Here is a 19281-nt window from a genome sequence, read left to right as displayed (position 1 = left end):
GCGGCAGCGACCGCTCGGAACGATAACTTCACTTGCTACGGAGAGGGACGTGTGCCGCAGTCCGGCCGGATCGCCGCCGGAGTCGGATCCAGCACGCTGTCGGACGACACGGGCCGGCGGCCGCCGAGTGACCCCCAAACCGCGAGCCCTCGCCGGCGGGACCTACTCGTAGTAGCTCCGGCGCTCGACGACCTCGGCGAAGGCGACGTTCTCGCGCACGTCCGTGATCTCGACGGTGACGCGTTCGCCCTGGTCGGTGTCGGGCACGATGACGACGAACCCCCGCTCGACGCGCGTGATCCCGTCGCCCTGCTCGCCGATGTCCTCGATCTCGACGGTCCGTTCCTCCCCCTCCTCGACCGGCGGCGACCGTCCCGAGCGGTCCTCGCCCCCCCGGTCGGGACGCTCGGTTCGCGCCGCGTCGCCGGTCGCCGCTCGCTCGCCGTCGTCGCCGTCCGACGGCGACGGGACCAGCGCCACGCGATACGTGTCGCCGGCCGCGACCGAACCGGTCCTGACCTCTCGTTTCGGGACCTCGACGACGTAGGACCCGTCCCGTTCCTCGATCCGCGCCGAAAACAGACAACGAAGCTGGTCGGAGATCTCCATTCGTGGCGTCTACCGCCCACGCAAGCGGCCGTCGCACTTGGTTCTATCGTGTGACGAGCGACAGGACGGTCGGTTCCACGGTCGCGACCGGCAGACACCCGGGACCTCGAACCGCGGGCGAACGGCGGCACGTCGACTGGTCGGTATGAAAACGGGCGGGCCCGGGCAGGGCCCGCCGCGAAACAACGAACGGTGGGGTGGGGCGGGTTCGGGGTGACCCCGAACGGAGTGGATGGCTTCAGTGTCCGTGTGTGCGGACGGGTAGCACTGAGGCGCTTTCCGGCATAAGTCTTGTCCCGTCGGCGTCGCCGGGTCGTCGTGATCGGCGACGCGCGACGCCCGCGGTCGTCGTCCGCCGACCACCCCGGCCGGGGACCACTCCTGGGGTCTGGCCCCGAAACCGGGAGTTTAACCTGCGACAGCCACCTCCCGGTCGGTATGTCGCTCGGTCGCTCCCTCCGACAGTGCGCCGCCGCGGCCGGGGTCGGCGCGGAGACGCTCCTCCCGATAGACGCCAACCCGGTCCCCGCCGACTGGCGCCACGTCACGAAGGTCGACCCGGAGACGGCGAAACTGCTGCCGGTCGCCTCCCCGCTCTACCTCCGGCACACCGACGCCGTCTCCGTCGGCGGGTCGAGCGCCGTCACCGCCGAGAACACCGAGGAGACGTTCCGCCTGCTGGCCCGCGCGCCCGTCCCCGCGTTCCACGAGCCCAGCGAGGCGCGCCACGTCACCGAGCGGACCCGTGAACTGGCCGCCTTCCTCGCGCTCCCGGAGGTGCTGAACGGCGAGACGGGGGCGCTCGTCGGCACGCTCGGCGAGGGGCTGGTCTACCTCCGCGACGAGCTGGTCCCCGACCTGCTCCGCGAGAAACTGCCCGGCCCGGTCTACCGCGCGGTCGGCGACCCGCTCGCCGACTTCGCGACCTCGTGGCTGCTGGAGGCGGCCGTCTTCGAGGCGTACATCGTCCAGAACCCCGAGAGCGCGGCGGCCCGCCGGGCCGGCGTCGGCGAGTCGGACGTGCTCTCGCCGGCGGTCGCGCGGGAGCGCGCGCTGGTCGCCGACCGCCACCTCGACAGCGAGGTCGTCTACGTCGAGTACTCGGGCACCTACGGCGGCGACGAGGCCGCCGAGGTGCTCCGGGCGGTCGCCGACGCCGTGACGGGCGCCCGCGTCTGGTACGGCGGCGGGATCGACGACCGCGAGAAGACGCGGGCGATGCTCGACGCGGGCGCCGACACGGTCGTCGTCGGCGACTGCTTCCACGACGTGGCCGACGAGGAGGTCGAGGTCTGCGCCCGCGCCGTCGAGGCGCTCGGGACCGCACCGTCCGGCGACGACATCCGGTCGTGGTTCGACGCGGCGGTCGACCTCGAAGGGACGGCCGCGGCCCGCTACCTCCGGACGACCCCGGGCGTCGACGACCCCGGAGCCGCCGCCGAGCGTGGGCTACTGGCCGCGCTCGCGCTCTGTTTCGGTGCCCTGCCCGCGGTCGTCCCGGCTGGCTCCGGGCGCCCGGAGGACCCGACCGGGTCGCCGGCCGAACGGACCCGGGCGCTGCTCTCGGAGATGGACACCGACGCCGCGGACCGGCTGGCGGACACGCTCGCGGACGGGAACGGGGACGGGAAGCGTGCCCTCGACGACTACTGCGCTCGCGTCGCGACCGCGCTCTCGGATACCGACGCCGAACCGCGACGAGTTCGACACCTGAGTCTCTCGAAGCTCTCCGTATCCCGGTGAGCACTGCGGAGGGCGGGCCGAGCGGCGGATGGACCGCCGACCGGTCGGAGCTACCGGTCCCGGCGTCCCGGACTCCCGGGGAGGGCGCCGGGGTCGCCCGAGAGGTAGATGTACTCGGCGGCGATCCCGGTCAGGATGGACTCGGAGTCGACGGCGTACTCGATCGCCCGGTCGAGGTACAGCGAGGAGATGTCGACGACGCGGTCGTATGCCTCCCGGTCGTCGTCGGCGACGACGTACTCGGCGGTGACCGGCGTCAGCTGCGTCTCCGCGCGGTCGGCCGCGAAGTCGTCCACGTCGTCGAGCCACACCTGCGCGCCGATGATCGCCAGGACGACCGCGTGTTCGAAGGCGGGCTCGATCCGGATGTCCGCGGCCCGGAACATCTCGATCATCCCCTCGTAGATGACGCCGACCCGCTCGTACTGGGTCTTGCAGTAGGGCCACTCGCGCTCCTCCGCGGTCAGCGTCCCGGCCTCGCCGTCGAACGGCGCGTACTTGTACTCGGCCTCGATGCGCTCGACGGCCTTCCCGGGGTCCTCGGCGACCGGATCCGTCCCGTCGCCGGTGTCCCTCTCCGTCTCGCCGGCCTTCGCGTCCGCCCCGTCGGTGTCCGCGTCCGTCCCGCCGTCGCTCTCGCCCTCGCCGAGCGCCCGCGCCATCAGCGCGCGGAAGTGCTCGTCGTCGGCCTGGTGGGTGTTCGACTCCGCGACGGCGGCCTCGTAGGCCTCGCGGACCGCGTCGGGGAACCCCGACATCTGGGCGTCGACGCGCTCGCGGAGCCGGGACTGGGCGATTCTGGCCGCCCGCTCCCGTTCGGCGTCGTCGAGCGGCGGGTCGGTCTCGAAGTCCCCGAACTCCGCGTCGTTGATCGCGTCGCGCATGTCGCCGTCGAGCAGCGCCTCCGTGCAGAGGCGGGCGACCCGCTCGACGCGGCCGACGAACTCGACCTGTTCGGCCGCCTCGCGTCGCAGCCGCTCTCGCCGGGCCGGGTCGGTCCCGCCGACGAGCGACCGGGCGGCGTCCCCGGCCGACCGCGTCGGCTCGTCGGTCACGGGATTGTACCCGTCGCTCTCCTCGATCGCCCGGCGGTAGAGATAGCCCAGCGTCAGCTCGACCGGGAGGGTCAGCTTCGTCTCGTAGCGGAAGTCGACGTCCTCGTAGCCGAGTTCGCGCTCCAGTTCGGCCTCGATGGCGCCGTAGGCGTCCGCGAGAAATTCGTCGAGCGTGTCGTCGACCCACGACTTGATCCGCAGCGCCGTGAGGTCGAGTTCGCCGGTCCGCGCGTAGAACCGGGCGACCGCGCGGAGCGACAGCGGCAACTGGTCGCGCTCCGACGCCCACCGCGCGGCGGCCCCGAGCGGGGCCGCGGGCGAACCCGATCCGGAATGCATCGGCCGCCTGTTCCCCGGCGGCGTTTGTATAGCTGTTGAAACCGCCGGCCTCCACCGATCGCGGGGTCGACTTCGACCGAGACGACCGCCCGGCGGAACCCGCCGACCGCTCCGAACAGTCGCTCCCGGACCGCCGCGGTCGGTCACTCCCCGACGGCCGCGACCGTCTCCCGGATCGCCGCCACGTACTCCTCGCGGGCGTAGCCGAGCCGGCCGATCCAGACCTCCTGGTAGGAGGGATGCACGAGCGGGACGAGCGTCGTGTCTAGCTCCCGGCACTCGACCGTGTCCAGCACCGAGTCGAGGAACCCATCGAGATCCAGCCCCTCGACCGCCAGCACGGACTTCGTGGCGTGTTTCCCGGTCGCGAGCACCGCGTCGGGGTCGACCGTCCGGACCTCCTCGACCAGGTAGGGCCGGCAGTTCGCCCGCTCTTCGGCGGTGGGTTCGCGGTTGTCCGTCGGGTCGTCGGGATCCGCGGGGAAGCACTTGACCGCGTTCGTGTAGTAGGCGTCGCCAGCGTAGCCCGCGTCGGCGACGAGCTCGCGGACCTTCCGGCCGGAGCGCCGCGAGGTGTAGGCCAGGCCCGTCAGGTTGCCGCCCCGCCAGCGGTCGGCGTCCGGGTCGCCCGCGGCGGGCGCCTCGCCGACGACCACCAGCGTCGCGTCGGCCGGTCCGTTCCCCCAGGCGATGCGCTCCCGGCGCTCGGCCAGCGCGGGACAGCGCCGGCAGCCGTCGGCCAGGGCGTTGCGGTCGTCGGGGTCGGGGAAGGTCGGCACGGTCGATCACCCGGATCGTGTGGTCACTCGGGGCCGGTGACGCTGCGCCAGGCGCGGGCGGGCCAGGCGAGGACGGTCGCGAGGCCGGGGTAGCCGTCGGCCCGCCAGACGACGGCGGCGGCCGCGACGAGCAGGAACTCGAAGTACAGTTCGGGGGAGGCGTCGATCAGCGCGAGGTGGGCCGCGAAGCTCTGTTCGACCTCGTACTCCATCGGCGGGACGACGGGCCACAGCAGGAAACCGGCCCCGCGGACCTCCAGGGCGACCAGCGAGTACAGCGCGTCGCCGAACGCGTGGACGACGGCGCCGACGCCGAACGCGACCGCGAGCGGCGCCTCGCCCTCGTCGCGGGCGCGGGCCACCGAGTACAGCAGGGCGACCAGCGGCACGAGGACGAGCAGCGAGTGGGCCAGCGACCGGCCCGACGGCAGGACAGACAGCGTCCACGCCAGCGGCTTGTCGACGAGGTCCGGGAACTGCGAGGCGACGGCGACGACCAGCGCGGTCGCCGGGGTCGGGCGGTGACCTCGGCCGAGCCGGGAGTAGAGACTGTAGGCGAGATACGCCAGCGCGAGGTGTCCCCAGGGCCACATCCACCGGAGGCGAGGGGCGTCCGGTCCTTACGTGTGTCGGCTCCCCGGCGAACCGACCGGGACACGCCGGCGGGTCGAGCAGTCGCGTTCCCGCCGCGACCCCCAACTGGTTCTGAAAGGCATATGCGCCTCGCGGCCGTCGGGGCGGGTATGGGCTACGCGTGTCCCGCCTGCGGCGACCCCCAGGCCGACGCCGAGCACCTCGCCAACCACCTCGCGTTCACGGCCATGCTCCGCGGGGGTGACCACGAGGCCTGGCTCGACGACCGCGTCGACGACTGGGCGGAACTGGACCCCCCGGAACTCGCCGAACGGGTCGTCGACCACGCCGACGAGGAGGAGTTCCCCCAGGTCTTCGAGGACACGACCGGCGGCGACCACGACCACGGCCACGACCACCAGCACGGGGGCGGCCGCCAGGGCGCCGGTGGCCCGATGCCCGGTGGGGCCGACGCCATCGAGAACGCGGCGCCCGCCGGCGTCGCCGACCTCGACGACTTCGAGGGCGAGACCGACGACGTGCTCGCCGAGGCGAAGGAACTGACGCGCCAGCGGCGGGAGAACGCCACTGACGGCGCGGACGGGGAGGGGGGCGACGACGGGTCCACCGACACCGCGGACGGCGAAGACGACGAACACGAGGCGGCGGACGCCGCGGACGGGGACGCGGCCGACGACGAAACCGACGGTTCCTAAGTCGCGGCGGCCGAACCGACTGGTATGGACACGGAGGGCACGCTCTCGCCGGCGACCGCCGCCGCGGCCCGCGAGCGCTACGCGGCGCTCGGGTCGACGGCCCAGGTCGTCGTCAAGGAGACCGCGAAGGCGATGGGGATGGACGCCGAGGAGTACCGCGACCGCGTGACGAGTGACGTGGTCGAGACCGCCCGCGACGCGCTGTTCGCCTCCATGCTGGAGGTCCGCGTCGGGTCGCGCGCGGAGTTCGACGAGTGGGTCGCCGACCACGACGGCTACGAGGTCCACGAGGTCGGCAGCGAGAACGTCGACCGGGTCGTCTGGCACGCCGCACCGGCCGCCGAGGCGGTCGTCGCCGCGACCTTCCACGAGGAGCGCGAGGCCGCCGTCGGCACCCTCCGCCGGCAGGCGTTCGGCCGGATCTACCGCGACCTGGTGACCGGCGACGCCGGTGACTCCGGCGGCGGCGAGCACGCCGACGAGGAGGGAGAGGCGGCCGACGAGTCGAACGGCGAGTAGGGTATCGCCGTCGCGTATCCGTGTCGTTTTCACGCGCTCCGCCGTAGCGAGAGGTATGCGTCGGGTCACTCGCAACGCCGTCCTGTTGATCCTCGGAGTCGTGGTCGCGCTGCTCGCGCTCGGTGCCCTCCCGTCGCTGCTCGCCAGCGGCGACCCCTACTACGTCACCGCCGAACCCGTCGACGTGAACGGGTCCGCCGACGGCTCCGGCGCGGCGGCCGTCAACGAGAGCGCCGCCGTCAACGGCTCGACCCTCTCGGAGCGGCGCTACCCCTACACCACGGAGGCGCTCCGCAACGGCACCTCCGACCCCTACCGCAAGGGCCCGTGGGGGCTGAAGGAGTCGTTCACCCACTCGCCGTTCGACGAGCGGTCGGCGCTGGCGGCGCGCAACGCGACCGCCGTCTCCGAGTCAGGCGTGCTCGTCTCGTACAACGGCACCCTTTACCGGGTCGCGGTCGGACAGCGACCATGAGCGACCGCGACGACGCGGACGACGGCGGCGACCGCGACGACGAGCGGACCGACGGCGGCGACCGCGAGGCGGCCGACCCCGCGGCGGACGGCCGGACCCGCGAACCCGGCCACGAGTGGCGGGTCACCGAGCGCGAGACCGAGTACGAGACCGGCTGGTACACCGGCGGCTACGACCGCGTCGAGCAGCCGGACGGCTCCGAGAAGTCCTACTACTGGGCGGAACTCCCCGACGCCGTGGTCGTCGTCGCCCGCACCGGCGACGAGCTCGTCCTCGTCGACCAGTACCGCCCCGTCATCCGCGAGCAGTGCCTCGAACTCCCCGCCGGCATCGTCGAGGACGGCGAGTCGTTCACGACCGCCGGCGCCCGCGAGCTGCGAGAGGAGACGGGCTTCGACCCCGCCGGCGTCTCCCTGCTGGAGGAGTTCTGGTGTTCGACCGGCGTGCTCCGCCACCGCCGGGGCATCGTCTTCGCCGAGGGGCTCGAACCGGTCGAGCGGAAACTCGACGGCAACGAGTTCCTCTCGGTGACCACAGTACCCGTCGACGACGCGCTCGACGTAGCGCGGCGCCAGCCCGCCAACGACGCCACCATCGAAGGGGTGTTGCTCGCGCAGGCGGAGGGGCTGCTGTGACCGGCGAGCGGAGAGATGACCCGATCCCCGCGAGCGCCGGTGACCTCGCCGACCCGCCCGCCGACGCCGGCGCCGACTGAACCCGGCTCGATACCGAGGTCGTCTGGGAGAACCCATACTTCGAGGCCGGCTACGACGAGTACCGCCAGCCCGACGGGGCGGTGAGCCGCTACTACTGGATCGACCCCGGCGACTTCGTGGCCGTCGTCGCCGAGACGGCCGACGGCGAGGTCGTCCTGCTCGAACAGTACGACGCCCGGCTGGACCGGTCGCTGCTGACCGTCCCGGGCGGCGCCGTCGACGACGGCGAGTCGTTCGTCGACGCCGGCGTCCGCGAACTCCGCGAGGAGACGGGCTTGCGCGCCGGCGAAGCCGAGTTGCTGGAGGCGTTCGAGCCCACCGCCTGGACCCGGATGACCCAGGCGGTCGTCTACGCGTCGAACCTGGAACCCGGGACTCCCGAGCGCGAGGGCGGCGAGGACATCGAGGTGTACACGGTCCCACGCGAGGACGCCGTGGCCGCGGTCCGGTCGCGTGAGGTCCCGTTCGCCGCCCCGCTCGTTTCGTTGCTCGTCGCCCGCGACGAGGGGTTTCTGTAGTCGGGGGGCGTCCCGGGTCCCTCCGGCGGACTCCGACGAACCTATGCCGTCCGACTCCCGATCCCGACTCAACGATGGACGGCGAGATATCCTGCGAGGAACTGCAGGCGCTACTGGACGACGGCGACGGCGAACCCGCGGACGATCTCCGGATCGTCGACATCCGGAATCCGGGCTCGTTCGAGCGCGGACACATCCCCGGCAGCGAGAACATCCCGGCGAACGAACTCACGGACCGCGTCGAGGAACTCGACGGCGCCGACCGCGTCGTGACGGTCTGCCCGAAGGGCAAGTCCAGCGTCCAGGCGGCTCGCCTGGTGGGATCCTACGAGGGCGTCGACGGCCCGGTCGAGAGCCTCGCCGGCGGGCTCAGCGAGTGGGACGGGCCGCTTGAGGCAGAGGTATCGGGCGACGCCGGCGACGAGTCCGCGGCGCCGTTCTGACGCCGTCGCTGTCGTTCGGATACTGTCCTCGATACGGCCCAGCGCCACCGCTCGCGGGCGTGAGACGGTGGCTCGGTGGAAGTCCTCGTCACAAGGGGCTCAGGGGGGGTAACTGCTCGTCATCGCCACCGTGCGTGCGTAGTCCGGCACCAGTCAAAAGCCCGTTCGTTCGCGGCGGGCGGTACCCACCGCAATGTGCAATTTTTGTGTATTGGGCGGAGCACTTATCACGCTATGTGCAGAACGTGCACACGAGATGAGCGCGAGTGACGACCACAAGCGGGTTCACTTCCAGTCGCCCGAGTCCCTCGTCGAGCGCCTCGACGCCATCGCGGACCTGTTCGGCACGGATCGCACGGACCTCCTCGTCGAGGCGATGCGCGAGTACATCGAAGCCACCGCCAGCGACGAGGGGTTTCAGGAGTTGGTCGCCCGCCGCTACTACGAGGACGACCTCGACTTCGAGACGGTCAAGCGGCTCGTCGACCCCGAAACCGCCCAGCGGTTGCGACTTCTCAAGGCCGACCTCGACGAGGAGCCGTACGACCTCGCCGCGCCCGACGATACGGACATCTACGACGACGACCGCCGTTCCGTGACGCCCGACGCGGCTGACGAGTCGACAGACGAGTGATGAGCGGTCGGACACGCCTGCGGGCGGTCGTCGCGGACACGAGCGCGCTCGTGAGCCTCGCCGTCCCGAGCGCCGATCGAACCTACGACACGCAGACGGAACCGGACCCGCTACAGTACGTGCTCACCTCGTGTGACGTTTCGGTGCCACCGTCGGTCATCACGGAGCTACAGGAACTGGCACAGTACAGCGACATCCACGCGGCGGCCGCCAACAACGTCCTCGCCGCACGATCCCACTACGACGTCGAGGACCCGTACCAGCGCACCGCGACACCCGAATCGCGTCCGACGTTCGGTCTCGACGACGGCGAAACGGACGGCATCGTTCTGGCGAACACGCTCGAAGTCGACGGGTTTCTGACCGACGAGTTCGGCGGCAACAACTTCGCGCTCGTCCACGCGGCACTAACCGGACCACGGATCGTTCCGACGCCTCGCTTGCTCTGTGACTACGCTCGCGACGGTCACATGAGCGTCGAGGAAGCACGCGCACTGATCCGGACGATCAGTCCACACCGGAGTTGGGGAGACAGCCCCTACGTTGCGCAGTTACTCGACCTGCTCGACTGAGTCCGTCCGATTTCTATCGGTATCGGAGCTATCGATAGAAACCGGGCCTCAGCGGTGGTAACTGCTCGTTATCGCCACCGGGAGAGGGAGTCCGGCGCCGGTGAAACGGGTACTCGATCGGGCTTCGGCCGGACTGCGAGCACGGGCGGACCCGCCGCTCGTCGTACCGATCGAAACTGACAGGAGACCGGCCTGTGTACCGCGACTATGGACCGTTCCCCCGAGTCGTTCGCCGAGGCGCTCGCCTCCGGCGACACCGACCGCGTGAACGAGGCGATCGACGAGGTCGAGGCCGTCGACGCGACCGAGCGCGTCGAGGAGTATCCGGCGCTGTTCGACGCGTGCTATCCGGTCTACGGGAACGACGACGGCTACGTCAGACAGGCGGTCGTCCGCTTCCTGCGGGACGCCTATCCGATGCTCGAACTCCAGATCGCCGCCGTCGAGGGCGACCGTGTCGACGGGTACACGACCGACGACCTCGCCGGGATCAGGGACTGCCTCGTCGAACTCCTGCTCGAAGCGCTCGAGGACGACGACGGCAGGGTCCGGTCCGCCGCTGTCGACGGCTTCGACACGCTCGGCGTCGCGCTCGACGCGGCGGAGCTCACCGCCGAGCGAGCGGCGCTGGTCGACGCGCTCGACGACCTGTCCGACAGACTTCCGGAGGAGAAAGCCGAGCACGCCGAGAGCGCGAAACGCTCCGTGGAGCGCATGGGGTTCGTCGGCGGTCTGATGTCCGATATCGATATCGACTCGGCGTAACCGCTCGTCGCCGCTACGACCCCCGTCCGCGGCCCCGGGTCAAAGGGCGTTCCGCATGAGTCATCGCGTGGGTTTCGCATCAAAATACATTATATGCGAGCGTGAAACGTCGGGTAATGAACGCGGGCGACACGGCAGCCGAGCCCCCGGGAACGGGATCGACCGCGTCGGAGTTCCCGCTCGACGCGGTGCTGAGCGTGTTCAGGTCCCGGGCCGACCCGGCGCGGCCGCTGACGGCGAACGACGTGATGGAGGAGTTGGACTGCTCGCGGCGGACCGCCCACAACAAGCTCAACGAACTGGTCGAGCGCGGTCACCTCGCCACGCGGAAGGTCGGCGCCCGCGGCCGGGTGTGGTGGGTGCCGATGGAGAGCGGCGGGGCCGACCCGCGGTTCGACGCGGCCGGCCGGGAGCCGTCGGTCGACGCCGAGATCGAACGTGCGGACCTGCCCGGGTCGGGCGAGACGCTCGAACGCCGCCGCGAGGCGCTGCGAGCGGCCTACGACTACCTCAGCGAGCACCCCGACGCCTCGACGGCTGCGATCCTCGAGGAGGTGTTCCCCGAGCACCCCGCCGGCTACGAGACGGCCGACGAGTGGTGGGAGCACATCGAACCGGCGCTCAAGGACCTCCCGAACGTCGACGTGGCCGACGACCGCGACCACGCCTGGCACTACGTCGGAGGGTGACCCCGTGGGAACCTCCCCGACGCCCCCTCGGACGACGGCGGCGGTGACCGACCGGACGGTGAGCGACTGCGGCGACGCGGACGGAGCGGGGTGAGTCACGGTGGCCGACGACAGCGGGACCGACGGCGACGACGCGGACGGCCACTCGCCCGTCTACGCCGCGCCCGACGAGTTCGACGCCCCGACCGCGCGGTACACGCCGGTCGCCTACGACAACCTCGACGAGGCGCCGGCGACCGACGACCATCCCGACGAGGGCCGCGGCGGCTCCTTCCGGCTGCTGGACCTCCCGAAGGTGCCCCGGCTCAAGTACGTCGTCGGCCCCAGCGCGATCATGCTCGGGGCGTCGCTCGGGAGCGGGGAGACGCTGTTCTGGCCCCAGCTCGTCGCCCGCTACGGCTGGGCGCTGTACTGGATCTTCCTCGCGGGCGTGGCCGTCCAGTTCGTCCTCAACACGGAGATCCAGCGCTGGACGCTGGCGACCGGCGAGACCGTCTTCCGGGCGATGGAGCGGGTCCATCCGGCGGTCCCGCTGGCGTTCATGCTCGGCGGGTTCGTCAGCCTCGGCTGGCCCGGCTGGGCCGCCAACGCCGCGCGGGTCGGCGCCGCCGGCCTGTCGCTGGGCACCTACGACGTGGCCGGGGTCGCCGTCGCCGGCTGGCGGGTCCTCGGCATCGTCCTGATGGTGTTCATCTGGGTCTCCTACCAGGTGACGCCGCTCATGTACAACGTCGTCGAGCGCCTCCAGATCGTCCTGATCGTCGCGTCGCTCGCCTTCGCGCTCGCGCTGTTCGCGCTCGTCGGCTCGCTGTCGTCGGTCGGGACCGTCCCGGACGGGGCGGCGGCGCTGGGCGACCGGCCGCCGGTCACGGCGGTCGCCGTCCTCCTGGGGGCCATCGCGTACGCCGGCGCCGGCGGCTACCTCAACCTCTCCCAGAGCCTCTGGATCCGCGAGAAAGGCTACGGCATGGGTCGCTACCAGGGGCGGATCAAAAACCCCTTCGCCGGCGACGACCCGGAGACCGTCCACGAGGACGGCTTCTCGTTTCGACCGGACTCGCCGAACGTCGAGCGCTGGCGCGGCTGGTGGCGAGTCACGCAGCTGGAACACCTGCTCACGTTCGCCCTGGGGCTGGTCGTCGTGACGACGGCGATGGTCTCGATCGCGGCCACCCACGCGCCGGGCACCGAGCGCAGCGCCGTCGACATGTGGCTGGTCGGGATCGCCCCCTCGGTGGGGCCGCTCGCCGGCGGCCTCGTCTACGTCACGCTCTTTCTCGCGCTGTTCACCACCGAGTACGCGATCATCGAGTCGTTCGTCCGCAACAGCTCCGACGTCATCTACGAGCTGTACGGCCGCGACGCCGGCTGGGACCTCCCGCGGCTGTTCTGGGGGCTGTTGACCCTCTTCTGCGGGTGGGGCGTGCTCATCCTCCTGGTGCCGGTCGGGGTGGACCCGTTCGGCCTGCTCGTCGTCGGGGCCGCGATGTCCGGGCTGATGATGTGGCCCTACACGGTCGTCGTCCAGCTGATAAACGCGGTCCGGCTGCCCGAGCACACGATGCCCGGGTGGGGGCGGACCGTCGCGATGTGGCTGGCCGCCGCCTTCTTCGGCTACTTCAGCGTCCTGCTGGTCGGCGTCACCCTCGCCTCGGAGGGCGGCCTCGCGGCGTTCGCGGTCAGCGCGACCGTCCTCGGGAGCGGCCCCGCCGGGTACGCGCTGTGGGCCGTCTACGCCGCCGTCCAGGGCTACACCGCCTACCGGGTCGCGCGGGCGAAAGCCGCGAGCGACGGCACCGTCGAGGGGGCCGGCGCCGGCCGGGGGCTGTTCCCGTGACCGACCTCGGTCCGGTGGGGGTCCACCTCCACCACACGATGACCGGGACCTACCCGCTCCGGCTGCTGGACGTGCTCTTCTGCTCCGAACGGGTCGCGGCCGTCGAGTACGGCTACGCGACGCCGACGGACCTCGCCTCCGGCGGCGCCGAGCGCAGCGCCGACGCTTTCGCCGCGACGCTCCAACAGGAAGGACTGGCCGCCGCGCTGGAAGCCGCCGAGGACTGCCGGACGATCCGCTACGACCGCCTGGAACGGGTCGTCGTCTTCGACGGCGGCGCCGTCGGCCGGGAGAAGCTCCTGCTCGAGGCCGGCGACGACGCCCTCTCGGTCAGGGTCCACGGCCCGCTCGACCTCGACCGGTTCACGGGCGCGGTGCGGTCGGTCCTCGAACCCCACGAGGCGACGGTCGAGCGCCGCCGCGGGCTCGGCCTGACCGCGGGGGGCCTGTTTTAGTTCTCGCTGCGCACGTCGCGGCCGTCGGGGACGAGCAGCTCGACCGGGTGGCGGCTCGGCCGTGCCAGGAGGTCCGCGAGCTGTTCGAGACAGGAGGTCCCGCTCGCGACGACGGTCCGGTCGCCCGTCCCGTCGGTCCGGAACTGGTCGGCCAGGTCCTCCCCGACGGCGACGCTCACGTCGTAATACTCCCGCTTGTAGCCGAAGCTGCCGGCCATGCCGCAACACTCGGCGTCGGAGGTGACCACGTCGAACCCGCGGTCGGTCAGGACCGCCTCGGTGTAGCGCTCGACGCCCAGCGTCCGCTGCTGGCAGTGGCTGTGGTAGGCGACCCGGCGGCCGTCGCCGTCGACCAGCGCCTCGGGGTCCGCCCCGTTCTCCAGCAGGCCGTAGATGTACTCGAACAGCTCGTAGCTGCCGGCGGCCAGCGTCTCGTATGTGTCCTCGTCGAGCAGCCGCTCGTACTCCCGCTGGAACAGCGCGTGGTCGCTGGGCTCGACCACGACCACGTCGCGGCCGGCCTCGATCTCGGGGACGAGCGCGTCGGCGACTCGCTCGGCGTACTCGCGGGCCGTGGCCACCATCCCCTGGGAGAGCGGCGCGCGCCCGCTGGCGCTCACGTCCGGGACCCCGACCGAGACCCCGAGCGCTTCGAGCGCCCGGACCGCCGCCTTCCCGCGGTCGGTCCGGACGTGGTTGGTGTAGAGGTCGGGGAACAGCACCACGTCCCGGTCGGGGTTGACCACGGGGGCGCGGCCGTCGGCCCACGCCCGGAGCGTCTCCCGCTCGAAGGTCGGCAACTCGCGCCGCCGGTCGACGCCGAGGGTCCGCTCCATGAGCGCCCGGACGGGGGCCGCGTCGGCGACCCGGTTCGACAGCGGCGCGGTCGCGCTCCCGAGGCGGGCCAGCGTCGCGAAGTTGCCGAACAGCCGCTTCTGGGGGTCCAGCCCCGCCGGCTCGGCGTCCGGCGCGAGCCCGTCGACGAGGAAGTCGAACCCGCCGGCGGTCTCGCCGCGGTTGACCCGGTCGCGGACGACCGTGTTGATCCACGGGATGTCGATCCCGACGGGACAGGCGTTCACACAGCGGCTGCAGCCGGTACAGAGGTCGTTGAACTCGCCCGCGGTGTCCAGCCCCTCGACGCCGGCCTCCCAGCCGGTCGCGATCCCGCCGGAGTAGGTCTCGCCGCCGAAGACGTGGCCCCCGACCTGCTGGAAGTTCGCACACGAGTTCGAGCAGGCCGAGCACCGGATGCAGTACAGCGTCTCCCGCAGGTCGTCGTCCTCGCGCATGGCGAGGCGGCCGTTGTCGACGAGCACGAGGTGGAAGTCGCGGTCGCCGGGATCCCCGGTCTCGTCGGCGTCGAACTCCAGCGTCGGCGAGTCGACCGGCGGGGTCAGCAGGGAGACGTACGAGGTGATGTCCTGGCCGGTCCCGGAGCGGCCGATGAGTTCGACGAACGGCGCCAGGTCCTCGACGGTCGGGATCACCTTCTCGACGCCGGCGACGGCGACGTGGGTGTCGGTCGCGGTCACCGTCTTGCGGGCGTTGCCCTCGCTGGTGACCAGCGCCATCGTCCCGGAGTCGGCGGCGAGGAAGTTCGCGCCGGTGACGCCCACGTCCGCGTCGGCGATCCGCTCGGCGAGCGTCCGCCGGGCGAAGGCGGTCAGGTCCGCGGCCGTCTCCAGCGGCTCGTCGGGGTCGAACCGCGCCTCGAACAGCTCGGCGATGGCCTCGCGGGACTTGTGGATCGCCGGCGCGACGATGTGGGAGGGTGCCTCGTCGGCGACCTGGAGGACCCACTCGCCCAGGTCCGTCTCGACCACGTCGACGCCGTCGGCCGCCAGCGCCCCGTTGAGTTCCAGCTCCTCGGTCGTCATCGACTTGCTCTTGACGACGCGGTCGCCGCCGGCGTCGGCGACGACCTCGCGGACGTACTCGTTGGCCTCGGCGGCGTCGTCGGCGAGGTAGACCGTCCCGCCGTTTTCCTCGACGGACGCGCGCAGTTCGTCGAGGAGTTCGGGGAGCCGCTCGACCGCGTCCGCCTTGACGGCGCGGGCCTCGTCCTTGAGCGCCTCGTAGTCCTCCAGGGCGGCGACCGACTCGTAGCGGCCGTCGTTGAACCCGCGCGTGTTCTCCGCGACCGCCTCGCCCTCGGCCGCCATGACCCGCCGGATGTGCTCGGCCTTCTCGGCCCGGGCGTCGGGGGTCACGACCGGACCACCACCGCGTGGACCGTCTTCGGGCCGTGGGCGCCTTTCACCAGCGCGCCCATGTCGGCGGTCGCGCTGGGTCCGGTCGCGACGACGGCGCTGTCGCCGTCCGCGCGGAACCGGTCTCCGAGGCGCGCGAGCGCGTCGGCCATCCCCGGGACCACGTCGCGCTCGGCGACGACGGCGACGTGCCCGTCGGCGAAGAGGCTCACCGGCTCGACGCCGGCGGGCGTCGTCGGGAGCACGAGGCTCCCGTAGTCGGCGACGCCGAGCGACGCGGGGGTCACGCCGGTCGCCGCCCCGCGCAGGTCGGCCGGCGACCAGTCGGTCGTGACCCCCGCCGGGAGGTCGCCGAGCCCGTCCGGGAGCGCGACCCCGACGGCCGGCTCGGACGCGGCCGCGTCGACCGCGGCCGCGACGCCGTCGGGAGCGACGAGCGCGTGCGATACGTCGAAGTCGTCGAGGCGGTCGAGAAAGCGGTTCAGGGTCGCCCCCTCGGCCGCCGTGTCGGTGTCTGTCCGTGTCATTGGGTTCTCAGTCGTCGATCGCGTCCGCGAGCGCCTCCGCCGGATGGGGCGGCGCTCCGTCGGCGTCCGGCCGGTCGCCGAGCTGCGTCCGGCAGGACGCGCCGGGCGCGACGACGGTGTCCCCGTCGCTGTCGGCCACCTGGTCGAAGAGGATCGACCCGATGGCCTTGCTCATCGAGTAGTGTTCGGCCTCGTAGCCGAAGCTACCGGCCATCCCGCAACAGCCCGAGTCCAGCGGGTCGACCGCGTAGCCCGCGCGGCGGAGGACGCCGACGGCGTGGTGGTCCTTCTTGGTGGCCTTCTGGTGGCAGTGACCGTGGTAGGTCAGCGCCTCGTCGGGCGCCGCCCAGTCGACGCGGTCGTCGAGCCCGGTCCGGTCGAGGAACTCGCAGAAGCCGTACGTACCCTCGGCCAGCGCGGCCGCGTCCGGGTCGTCGTGACCGAGCAGGTCGAGGTAGTCCGACTGGAGCATGACGGCGTCCGACGGCTCCAGACAGACCACGGGCAGGCCGGCGTCGACGTGCGGGCGGAGCCGCTCGACGTTGTCCTCGGCGGTCGCCCGCGCGGCGTCGAGCAGCCCCTTCGAGAACGCCGGCCGACCGCTGTCGGTCGTCCCGGCCAGTTCGACGTGGACGCCCGCGGCTTCGAGTACGCGCACGGCCGACTTCCCGACCTCGGGGTGGGTGTAGTTCGAGTACGAGTCGGGGAGGAGGACGACCGACCGCTCGGCCTCGCCGGCGGGGATCGCGGGGCCGCGGGCCTCGAACCAGTCGACGAACGTCGTCCGGTGGAGCGTCGGCGTCTCCCGCTCGCGGGCGATGCCGAGCGTCTTCTCCAGGAGGGAGTCCGCGCCCGGGACCGCGGCGAGCAGGTTCGCCAGCGGCGCGACCGCGCTCCCGAGGCCGAACAGCGTGTCGACGTTGGCGAACAGCCTGTCACGGAGGCTCGCGCCGTGTTCCTCGTGGTAGGCGTGGGTCACCTCCGCCTTCAGCTTCGCCATGTCGACGCCGCTGGGACAGTCCCGCGCACAGCCCTTGCAGCCGACACAGAGGTCCAGCACCTCGCTGACGAACGCCTCGTCGGTCGGGTCCGCCGGAAGGTCACCGCTCATCGCCTGGCGGAGCATGTTCGCCCGGCCGCGGGTCGACGTGATCTCCTCGTCGGCGGCCCGGTAGGTCGGACACATCACGCTCCCGGTCGTCGCCTGGGGACCGCGACAGCCGCCGCAGCCGTGACAGAGCTCGACCATCCCGGCCATTCCGTTGTCGACATCCCAGTCGAGGGTGGGCGTCAGCGTCGACTCGAACTCGTAGTCGGGGTCGAACCGCAACCGGGTCGCCATGTCGACGGTGCGGGCGCGCTCGGGCGCCTCGCCGGCCTCGACGGCCGCCTCGTCGACGCCGACGACCTGGCCGGGGTTGAGCAGCCAGTCCGGGTCGAACGCGGTCTTCAGCTCGCGGAACAGCGCCCACACGTCGGTCCCGTAGAGCTTCTCGGACCAGCCGGTGCGGGCGCGGCCGTCGCCGTGTTCGCCCGAGACCGACCCGCCGTACTCGACGACGAGGTCCGTCACGTCGTCCGCGATCGAGACCATCTGCTCGACGCCGCTGACGCTCTTGGTGTCGATCAGCGGCCGGATGTGGAGCACGCCTGGCCCGGCGTGGGCGTAGAAGGAGGCGAACGTGTCGTGGTCGTCCAGCACGTCCCGGAAGTCGCTGACGTACTCGGGGAGGTTCTCGGGCGGGACGGCCGTGTCCTCGATGAACGCGACGTGTTTCGCGTCGGTCGTCCGCGACAGCAGGATCGGCAGGCCGGACTTGCGGAGCTTCCAGAACCGCTCGCGCTCGGCGTCGTCGTGCGCCTCCAGCGCCTCGTCGGCGCGGACGGGCGCGGCGCCGTCGCGGGCGAGCGTCCCGCCGTCGGCCGCGCCGGCCGGCTCCCCGCGCAGGCGGTCGGCGAGCAGGCGGTCGACGGCGGCCTCGCCGGCAGCGTCGTCGGCGGCGTAGAACTCGACGATCAGCGTCGCTCGCGTGCCGTCGGGGAGCATCCCGGCTACGTCGGCGAACTCGGCGGTGTCGCGGGCCAGCTCCAGCATCGTGTCGTCGAGCACCTCGACGGCCGCCGGGTCGTGGTCGAGGATCGGTGCCACGTCTTCCATCGCGGCGACCAGGTCGTCGTAACACAGCAGGGCCATCGCCTTCGTCTCGGGGACTGGTTCCAGCGAGACGGTCGCCTCCGTCACGACGGCTAGCGTCCCTTCGCTCCCGGCGAGCAGCCGCGCGAGGTTCACGGTTCCCGGTTCGCCGAACTCGCCCTCCGCTTCGGCGACGAGCCGGTCGAGGTTGTACCCCGAGACGTTGCGCTTCAGGTCGGGGTAGGCGGCGGCGATCGCCTCGCGGTGGTCGTCGAGCAGGTCCGCGACGGCGGCGTAGACGCGCCCTTCGACGCCATCCCGGTCGGTCCGCTCGCGCAGCTCGTCGACCGCCACCTCGCCGAACGTCGTCACCGTGCCGTCGGCGAGGACGACCTCACAGGACTCGACGTAGTGGTCGGTCTTGCCGTACTGCAGCGAGTGGGCGCCCGTGGAGTTGTTGCCGATGGCGCCGCCCAGGGCGGACTTGTCCCCCCACGCGGGGTCGGGCGCGAACTTCAGGTCGTGGGGCGCCAGTTCGGCGTTCAGCTCGCCCAGGGTCGTTCCGACCTCTGCGGTCGCCCGCCGCGCGTCGGGGTCGACGGCCCCGATCCCGTCCATGTGCCTGGTGAAATCGAGGACGACCGCCTCGTTGACCGTCTGGCCGGCGAGCGAGGTGCCGCCCCCGCGGGGGAGAACGGGCACGTTCGCCTCGGCGCAGTAGGAGACGACGGCGGCCACGTCGGCGGTCGACTCCGGGTAGACGACGCCGACCGGCGGCACCTCGTAGATGCTCGCGTCCGTCGCGTACAGCTCCCGCGAGTAGTCGTCGAAGCGCACGTCGCCCTCGACCCGGGCGCGGAGCGCGGCCGCCAGTTCCGACGGGTCGCGGCCGCCGACGTGGGCGTAGTCGGCCCGGCGGTCGTCCGCGGGCGGGCGAGCGGTCGCCGCGGCGGGGTCGGAGCCGGCCATC

The 19281-nt window shown here is 72.1% G+C and carries 20 protein-coding genes; 13 read left to right on the top strand and 7 right to left on the bottom strand.

What is annotated here, in order from left to right; genetic code table 11:
* Positions 1-162: 162 nt before the first annotated feature.
* Positions 163-609, bottom strand: coding sequence for a TRAM domain-containing protein (locus tag ACMGFG_RS01025; protein WP_436928491.1), 447 nt, complete (start codon positions 607-609; stop codon positions 163-165).
* Between the two features lie 438 nt (positions 610-1047).
* On the opposite strand from ACMGFG_RS01025, the gene ACMGFG_RS01020 reads away from it, so the two are divergent.
* Positions 1048-2352, top strand: coding sequence for a geranylgeranylglyceryl/heptaprenylglyceryl phosphate synthase (locus ACMGFG_RS01020; protein ID WP_436928490.1), 1305 nt, complete (start codon positions 1048-1050; stop codon positions 2350-2352).
* Positions 2353-2402: 50 nt separating this feature from the next.
* On the opposite strand, the gene ACMGFG_RS01015 is transcribed toward ACMGFG_RS01020, so the two are convergent.
* From ACMGFG_RS01015 to ACMGFG_RS01005, 3 genes are all read right to left on the bottom strand, one after another.
* Positions 2403-3746, bottom strand: a complete 1344-nt coding sequence (locus ACMGFG_RS01015) for a hypothetical protein (RefSeq protein ID WP_436928489.1) — start codon at positions 3744-3746, stop codon at positions 2403-2405.
* A gap of 143 nt (positions 3747-3889) precedes the next feature.
* The gene (locus ACMGFG_RS01010) at positions 3890-4525 is read right to left on the bottom strand and encodes a uracil-DNA glycosylase (RefSeq protein WP_436928488.1); all 636 of its coding nucleotides are present in this window, start codon (positions 4523-4525) and stop codon (positions 3890-3892) included.
* Between the two features lie 23 nt (positions 4526-4548).
* On the bottom strand, positions 4549-5118 hold the full coding sequence (locus tag ACMGFG_RS01005; RefSeq protein WP_436928487.1) for a metal-dependent hydrolase: 570 nt from the start codon (positions 5116-5118) through the stop codon (positions 4549-4551).
* A gap of 150 nt (positions 5119-5268) precedes the next feature.
* Here ACMGFG_RS01005 and ACMGFG_RS01000 point away from each other — a divergent pair, with 150 nt between their 5' ends.
* The 12 genes from ACMGFG_RS01000 (at position 5269) to ACMGFG_RS00945 (ending at position 13437) form a co-directional block, all read left to right on the top strand.
* Complete coding sequence (locus tag ACMGFG_RS01000) at positions 5269-5814, top strand: DUF5810 domain-containing protein (RefSeq protein ID WP_436928486.1); 546 nt, start codon at positions 5269-5271, stop codon at positions 5812-5814.
* 24 nt (positions 5815-5838) lie between these two features.
* Positions 5839-6333: a DUF5809 family protein gene (locus tag ACMGFG_RS00995; protein WP_436928485.1), complete on the top strand. Its 495-nt coding sequence runs from the start codon at positions 5839-5841 to the stop codon at positions 6331-6333.
* 55 nt (positions 6334-6388) lie between these two features.
* The gene (locus ACMGFG_RS00990; protein ID WP_436928484.1) at positions 6389-6808 is read left to right on the top strand and encodes a hypothetical protein; all 420 of its coding nucleotides are present in this window, start codon (positions 6389-6391) and stop codon (positions 6806-6808) included.
* Entirely contained in the window at positions 6805-7443 is a 639-nt protein-coding gene (locus tag ACMGFG_RS00985) for an NUDIX hydrolase (protein ID WP_436928483.1), read from the top strand. The genes ACMGFG_RS00990 and ACMGFG_RS00985 overlap by 4 nt, the downstream gene beginning before the upstream one ends.
* A gap of 161 nt (positions 7444-7604) precedes the next feature.
* On the top strand, positions 7605-8042 hold the full coding sequence (locus ACMGFG_RS00980; RefSeq protein WP_436928482.1) for an NUDIX hydrolase: 438 nt from the start codon (positions 7605-7607) through the stop codon (positions 8040-8042).
* Between the two features lie 74 nt (positions 8043-8116).
* Positions 8117-8485, top strand: a complete 369-nt coding sequence (locus ACMGFG_RS00975) for a rhodanese-like domain-containing protein (RefSeq protein WP_436928481.1) — start codon at positions 8117-8119, stop codon at positions 8483-8485.
* Positions 8486-8741: 256 nt separating this feature from the next.
* Positions 8742-9119, top strand: a complete 378-nt coding sequence (locus ACMGFG_RS00970) for a hypothetical protein (protein WP_436928480.1) — start codon at positions 8742-8744, stop codon at positions 9117-9119.
* Entirely contained in the window at positions 9119-9691 is a 573-nt protein-coding gene (locus tag ACMGFG_RS00965) for a hypothetical protein (RefSeq protein ID WP_436928479.1), read from the top strand. The genes ACMGFG_RS00970 and ACMGFG_RS00965 overlap by 1 nt, the downstream gene beginning before the upstream one ends.
* Before the next feature lie 207 nt (positions 9692-9898).
* A complete protein-coding gene (locus ACMGFG_RS00960; protein WP_436928478.1) occupies positions 9899-10456 on the top strand; it encodes a hypothetical protein in 558 nt (185 codons plus the stop codon).
* Positions 10457-10572: 116 nt separating this feature from the next.
* Positions 10573-11145 carry an ArsR family transcriptional regulator gene (locus ACMGFG_RS00955; protein ID WP_436928477.1) on the top strand — a complete coding sequence of 191 codons (573 nt, stop codon included), beginning with the start codon at positions 10573-10575 and terminating at the stop codon, positions 11143-11145.
* A gap of 100 nt (positions 11146-11245) precedes the next feature.
* Entirely contained in the window at positions 11246-12982 is a 1737-nt protein-coding gene (locus ACMGFG_RS00950; protein ID WP_436928476.1) for an Nramp family divalent metal transporter, read from the top strand.
* Positions 12979-13437 (top strand): hypothetical protein, encoded by a 459-nt coding sequence (locus ACMGFG_RS00945; protein ID WP_436928475.1) that lies wholly within the window; start codon positions 12979-12981, stop codon positions 13435-13437. Before ACMGFG_RS00950 ends, ACMGFG_RS00945 begins: the two co-directional genes overlap by 4 nt.
* On the opposite strand, the gene ACMGFG_RS00940 is transcribed toward ACMGFG_RS00945, so the two are convergent.
* From ACMGFG_RS00940 to ACMGFG_RS00930, 3 genes are read right to left on the bottom strand one after another with little or no spacing between them, the layout of a single operon-like run.
* Positions 13434-15602 (bottom strand): LUD domain-containing protein, encoded by a 2169-nt coding sequence (locus ACMGFG_RS00940; protein ID WP_436928777.1) that lies wholly within the window; start codon positions 15600-15602, stop codon positions 13434-13436. The two genes, ACMGFG_RS00945 and ACMGFG_RS00940, sit on opposite strands and share 4 nt — an antisense overlap.
* Before the next feature lie 44 nt (positions 15603-15646).
* Positions 15647-16177 carry an LUD domain-containing protein gene (locus ACMGFG_RS00935; RefSeq protein ID WP_436928474.1) on the bottom strand — a complete coding sequence of 177 codons (531 nt, stop codon included), beginning with the start codon at positions 16175-16177 and terminating at the stop codon, positions 15647-15649.
* A 7-nt stretch (positions 16178-16184) separates the two neighbouring features.
* Positions 16185-19280 (bottom strand): FAD-binding and (Fe-S)-binding domain-containing protein, encoded by a 3096-nt coding sequence (locus ACMGFG_RS00930; RefSeq protein WP_436928473.1) that lies wholly within the window; start codon positions 19278-19280, stop codon positions 16185-16187.
* Position 19281: the final 1 nt, after the last annotated feature.

The sequence above is a fragment of the Halosimplex halobium genome, from assembly GCF_051414055.1.
In the GTDB taxonomy this organism is placed as follows: domain Archaea; phylum Halobacteriota; class Halobacteria; order Halobacteriales; family Haloarculaceae; genus Halosimplex; species Halosimplex halobium.
The sequence above is the reverse complement of the archived record's forward strand: the minus strand, read 5'-3'. Positions and strand labels throughout refer to the sequence as shown.

Coding starts and splice junctions, on each gene's coding strand:
- ACMGFG_RS00990 (WP_436928484.1), top strand. CDS start 6,389: ATGCGTCGGGTCACTCGCAACGCCGTCCTGTTGATCCTCGGAGTCGTG.
- ACMGFG_RS01020 (WP_436928490.1), top strand. CDS start 1,048: ATGTCGCTCGGTCGCTCCCTCCGACAGTGCGCCGCCGCGGCCGGGGTC.
- ACMGFG_RS00930 (WP_436928473.1), bottom strand. CDS start 19,280: ATGGCCGGCTCCGACCCCGCCGCGGCGACCGCTCGCCCGCCCGCGGAC.
- ACMGFG_RS01015 (WP_436928489.1), bottom strand. CDS start 3,746: ATGCATTCCGGATCGGGTTCGCCCGCGGCCCCGCTCGGGGCCGCCGCG.
- ACMGFG_RS00940 (WP_436928777.1), bottom strand. CDS start 15,602: ATGGCGGCCGAGGGCGAGGCGGTCGCGGAGAACACGCGCGGGTTCAAC.
- ACMGFG_RS01025 (WP_436928491.1), bottom strand. CDS start 609: ATGGAGATCTCCGACCAGCTTCGTTGTCTGTTTTCGGCGCGGATCGAG.
- ACMGFG_RS00970 (WP_436928480.1), top strand. CDS start 8,742: ATGAGCGCGAGTGACGACCACAAGCGGGTTCACTTCCAGTCGCCCGAG.
- ACMGFG_RS00935 (WP_436928474.1), bottom strand. CDS start 16,177: ATGACACGGACAGACACCGACACGGCGGCCGAGGGGGCGACCCTGAAC.
- ACMGFG_RS00960 (WP_436928478.1), top strand. CDS start 9,899: ATGGACCGTTCCCCCGAGTCGTTCGCCGAGGCGCTCGCCTCCGGCGAC.
- ACMGFG_RS00955 (WP_436928477.1), top strand. CDS start 10,573: ATGAACGCGGGCGACACGGCAGCCGAGCCCCCGGGAACGGGATCGACC.
- ACMGFG_RS00985 (WP_436928483.1), top strand. CDS start 6,805: ATGAGCGACCGCGACGACGCGGACGACGGCGGCGACCGCGACGACGAG.
- ACMGFG_RS01005 (WP_436928487.1), bottom strand. CDS start 5,118: ATGTGGCCCTGGGGACACCTCGCGCTGGCGTATCTCGCCTACAGTCTC.
- ACMGFG_RS00995 (WP_436928485.1), top strand. CDS start 5,839: ATGGACACGGAGGGCACGCTCTCGCCGGCGACCGCCGCCGCGGCCCGC.
- ACMGFG_RS01000 (WP_436928486.1), top strand. CDS start 5,269: ATGGGCTACGCGTGTCCCGCCTGCGGCGACCCCCAGGCCGACGCCGAG.
- ACMGFG_RS00965 (WP_436928479.1), top strand. CDS start 9,119: ATGAGCGGTCGGACACGCCTGCGGGCGGTCGTCGCGGACACGAGCGCG.
- ACMGFG_RS00975 (WP_436928481.1), top strand. CDS start 8,117: ATGGACGGCGAGATATCCTGCGAGGAACTGCAGGCGCTACTGGACGAC.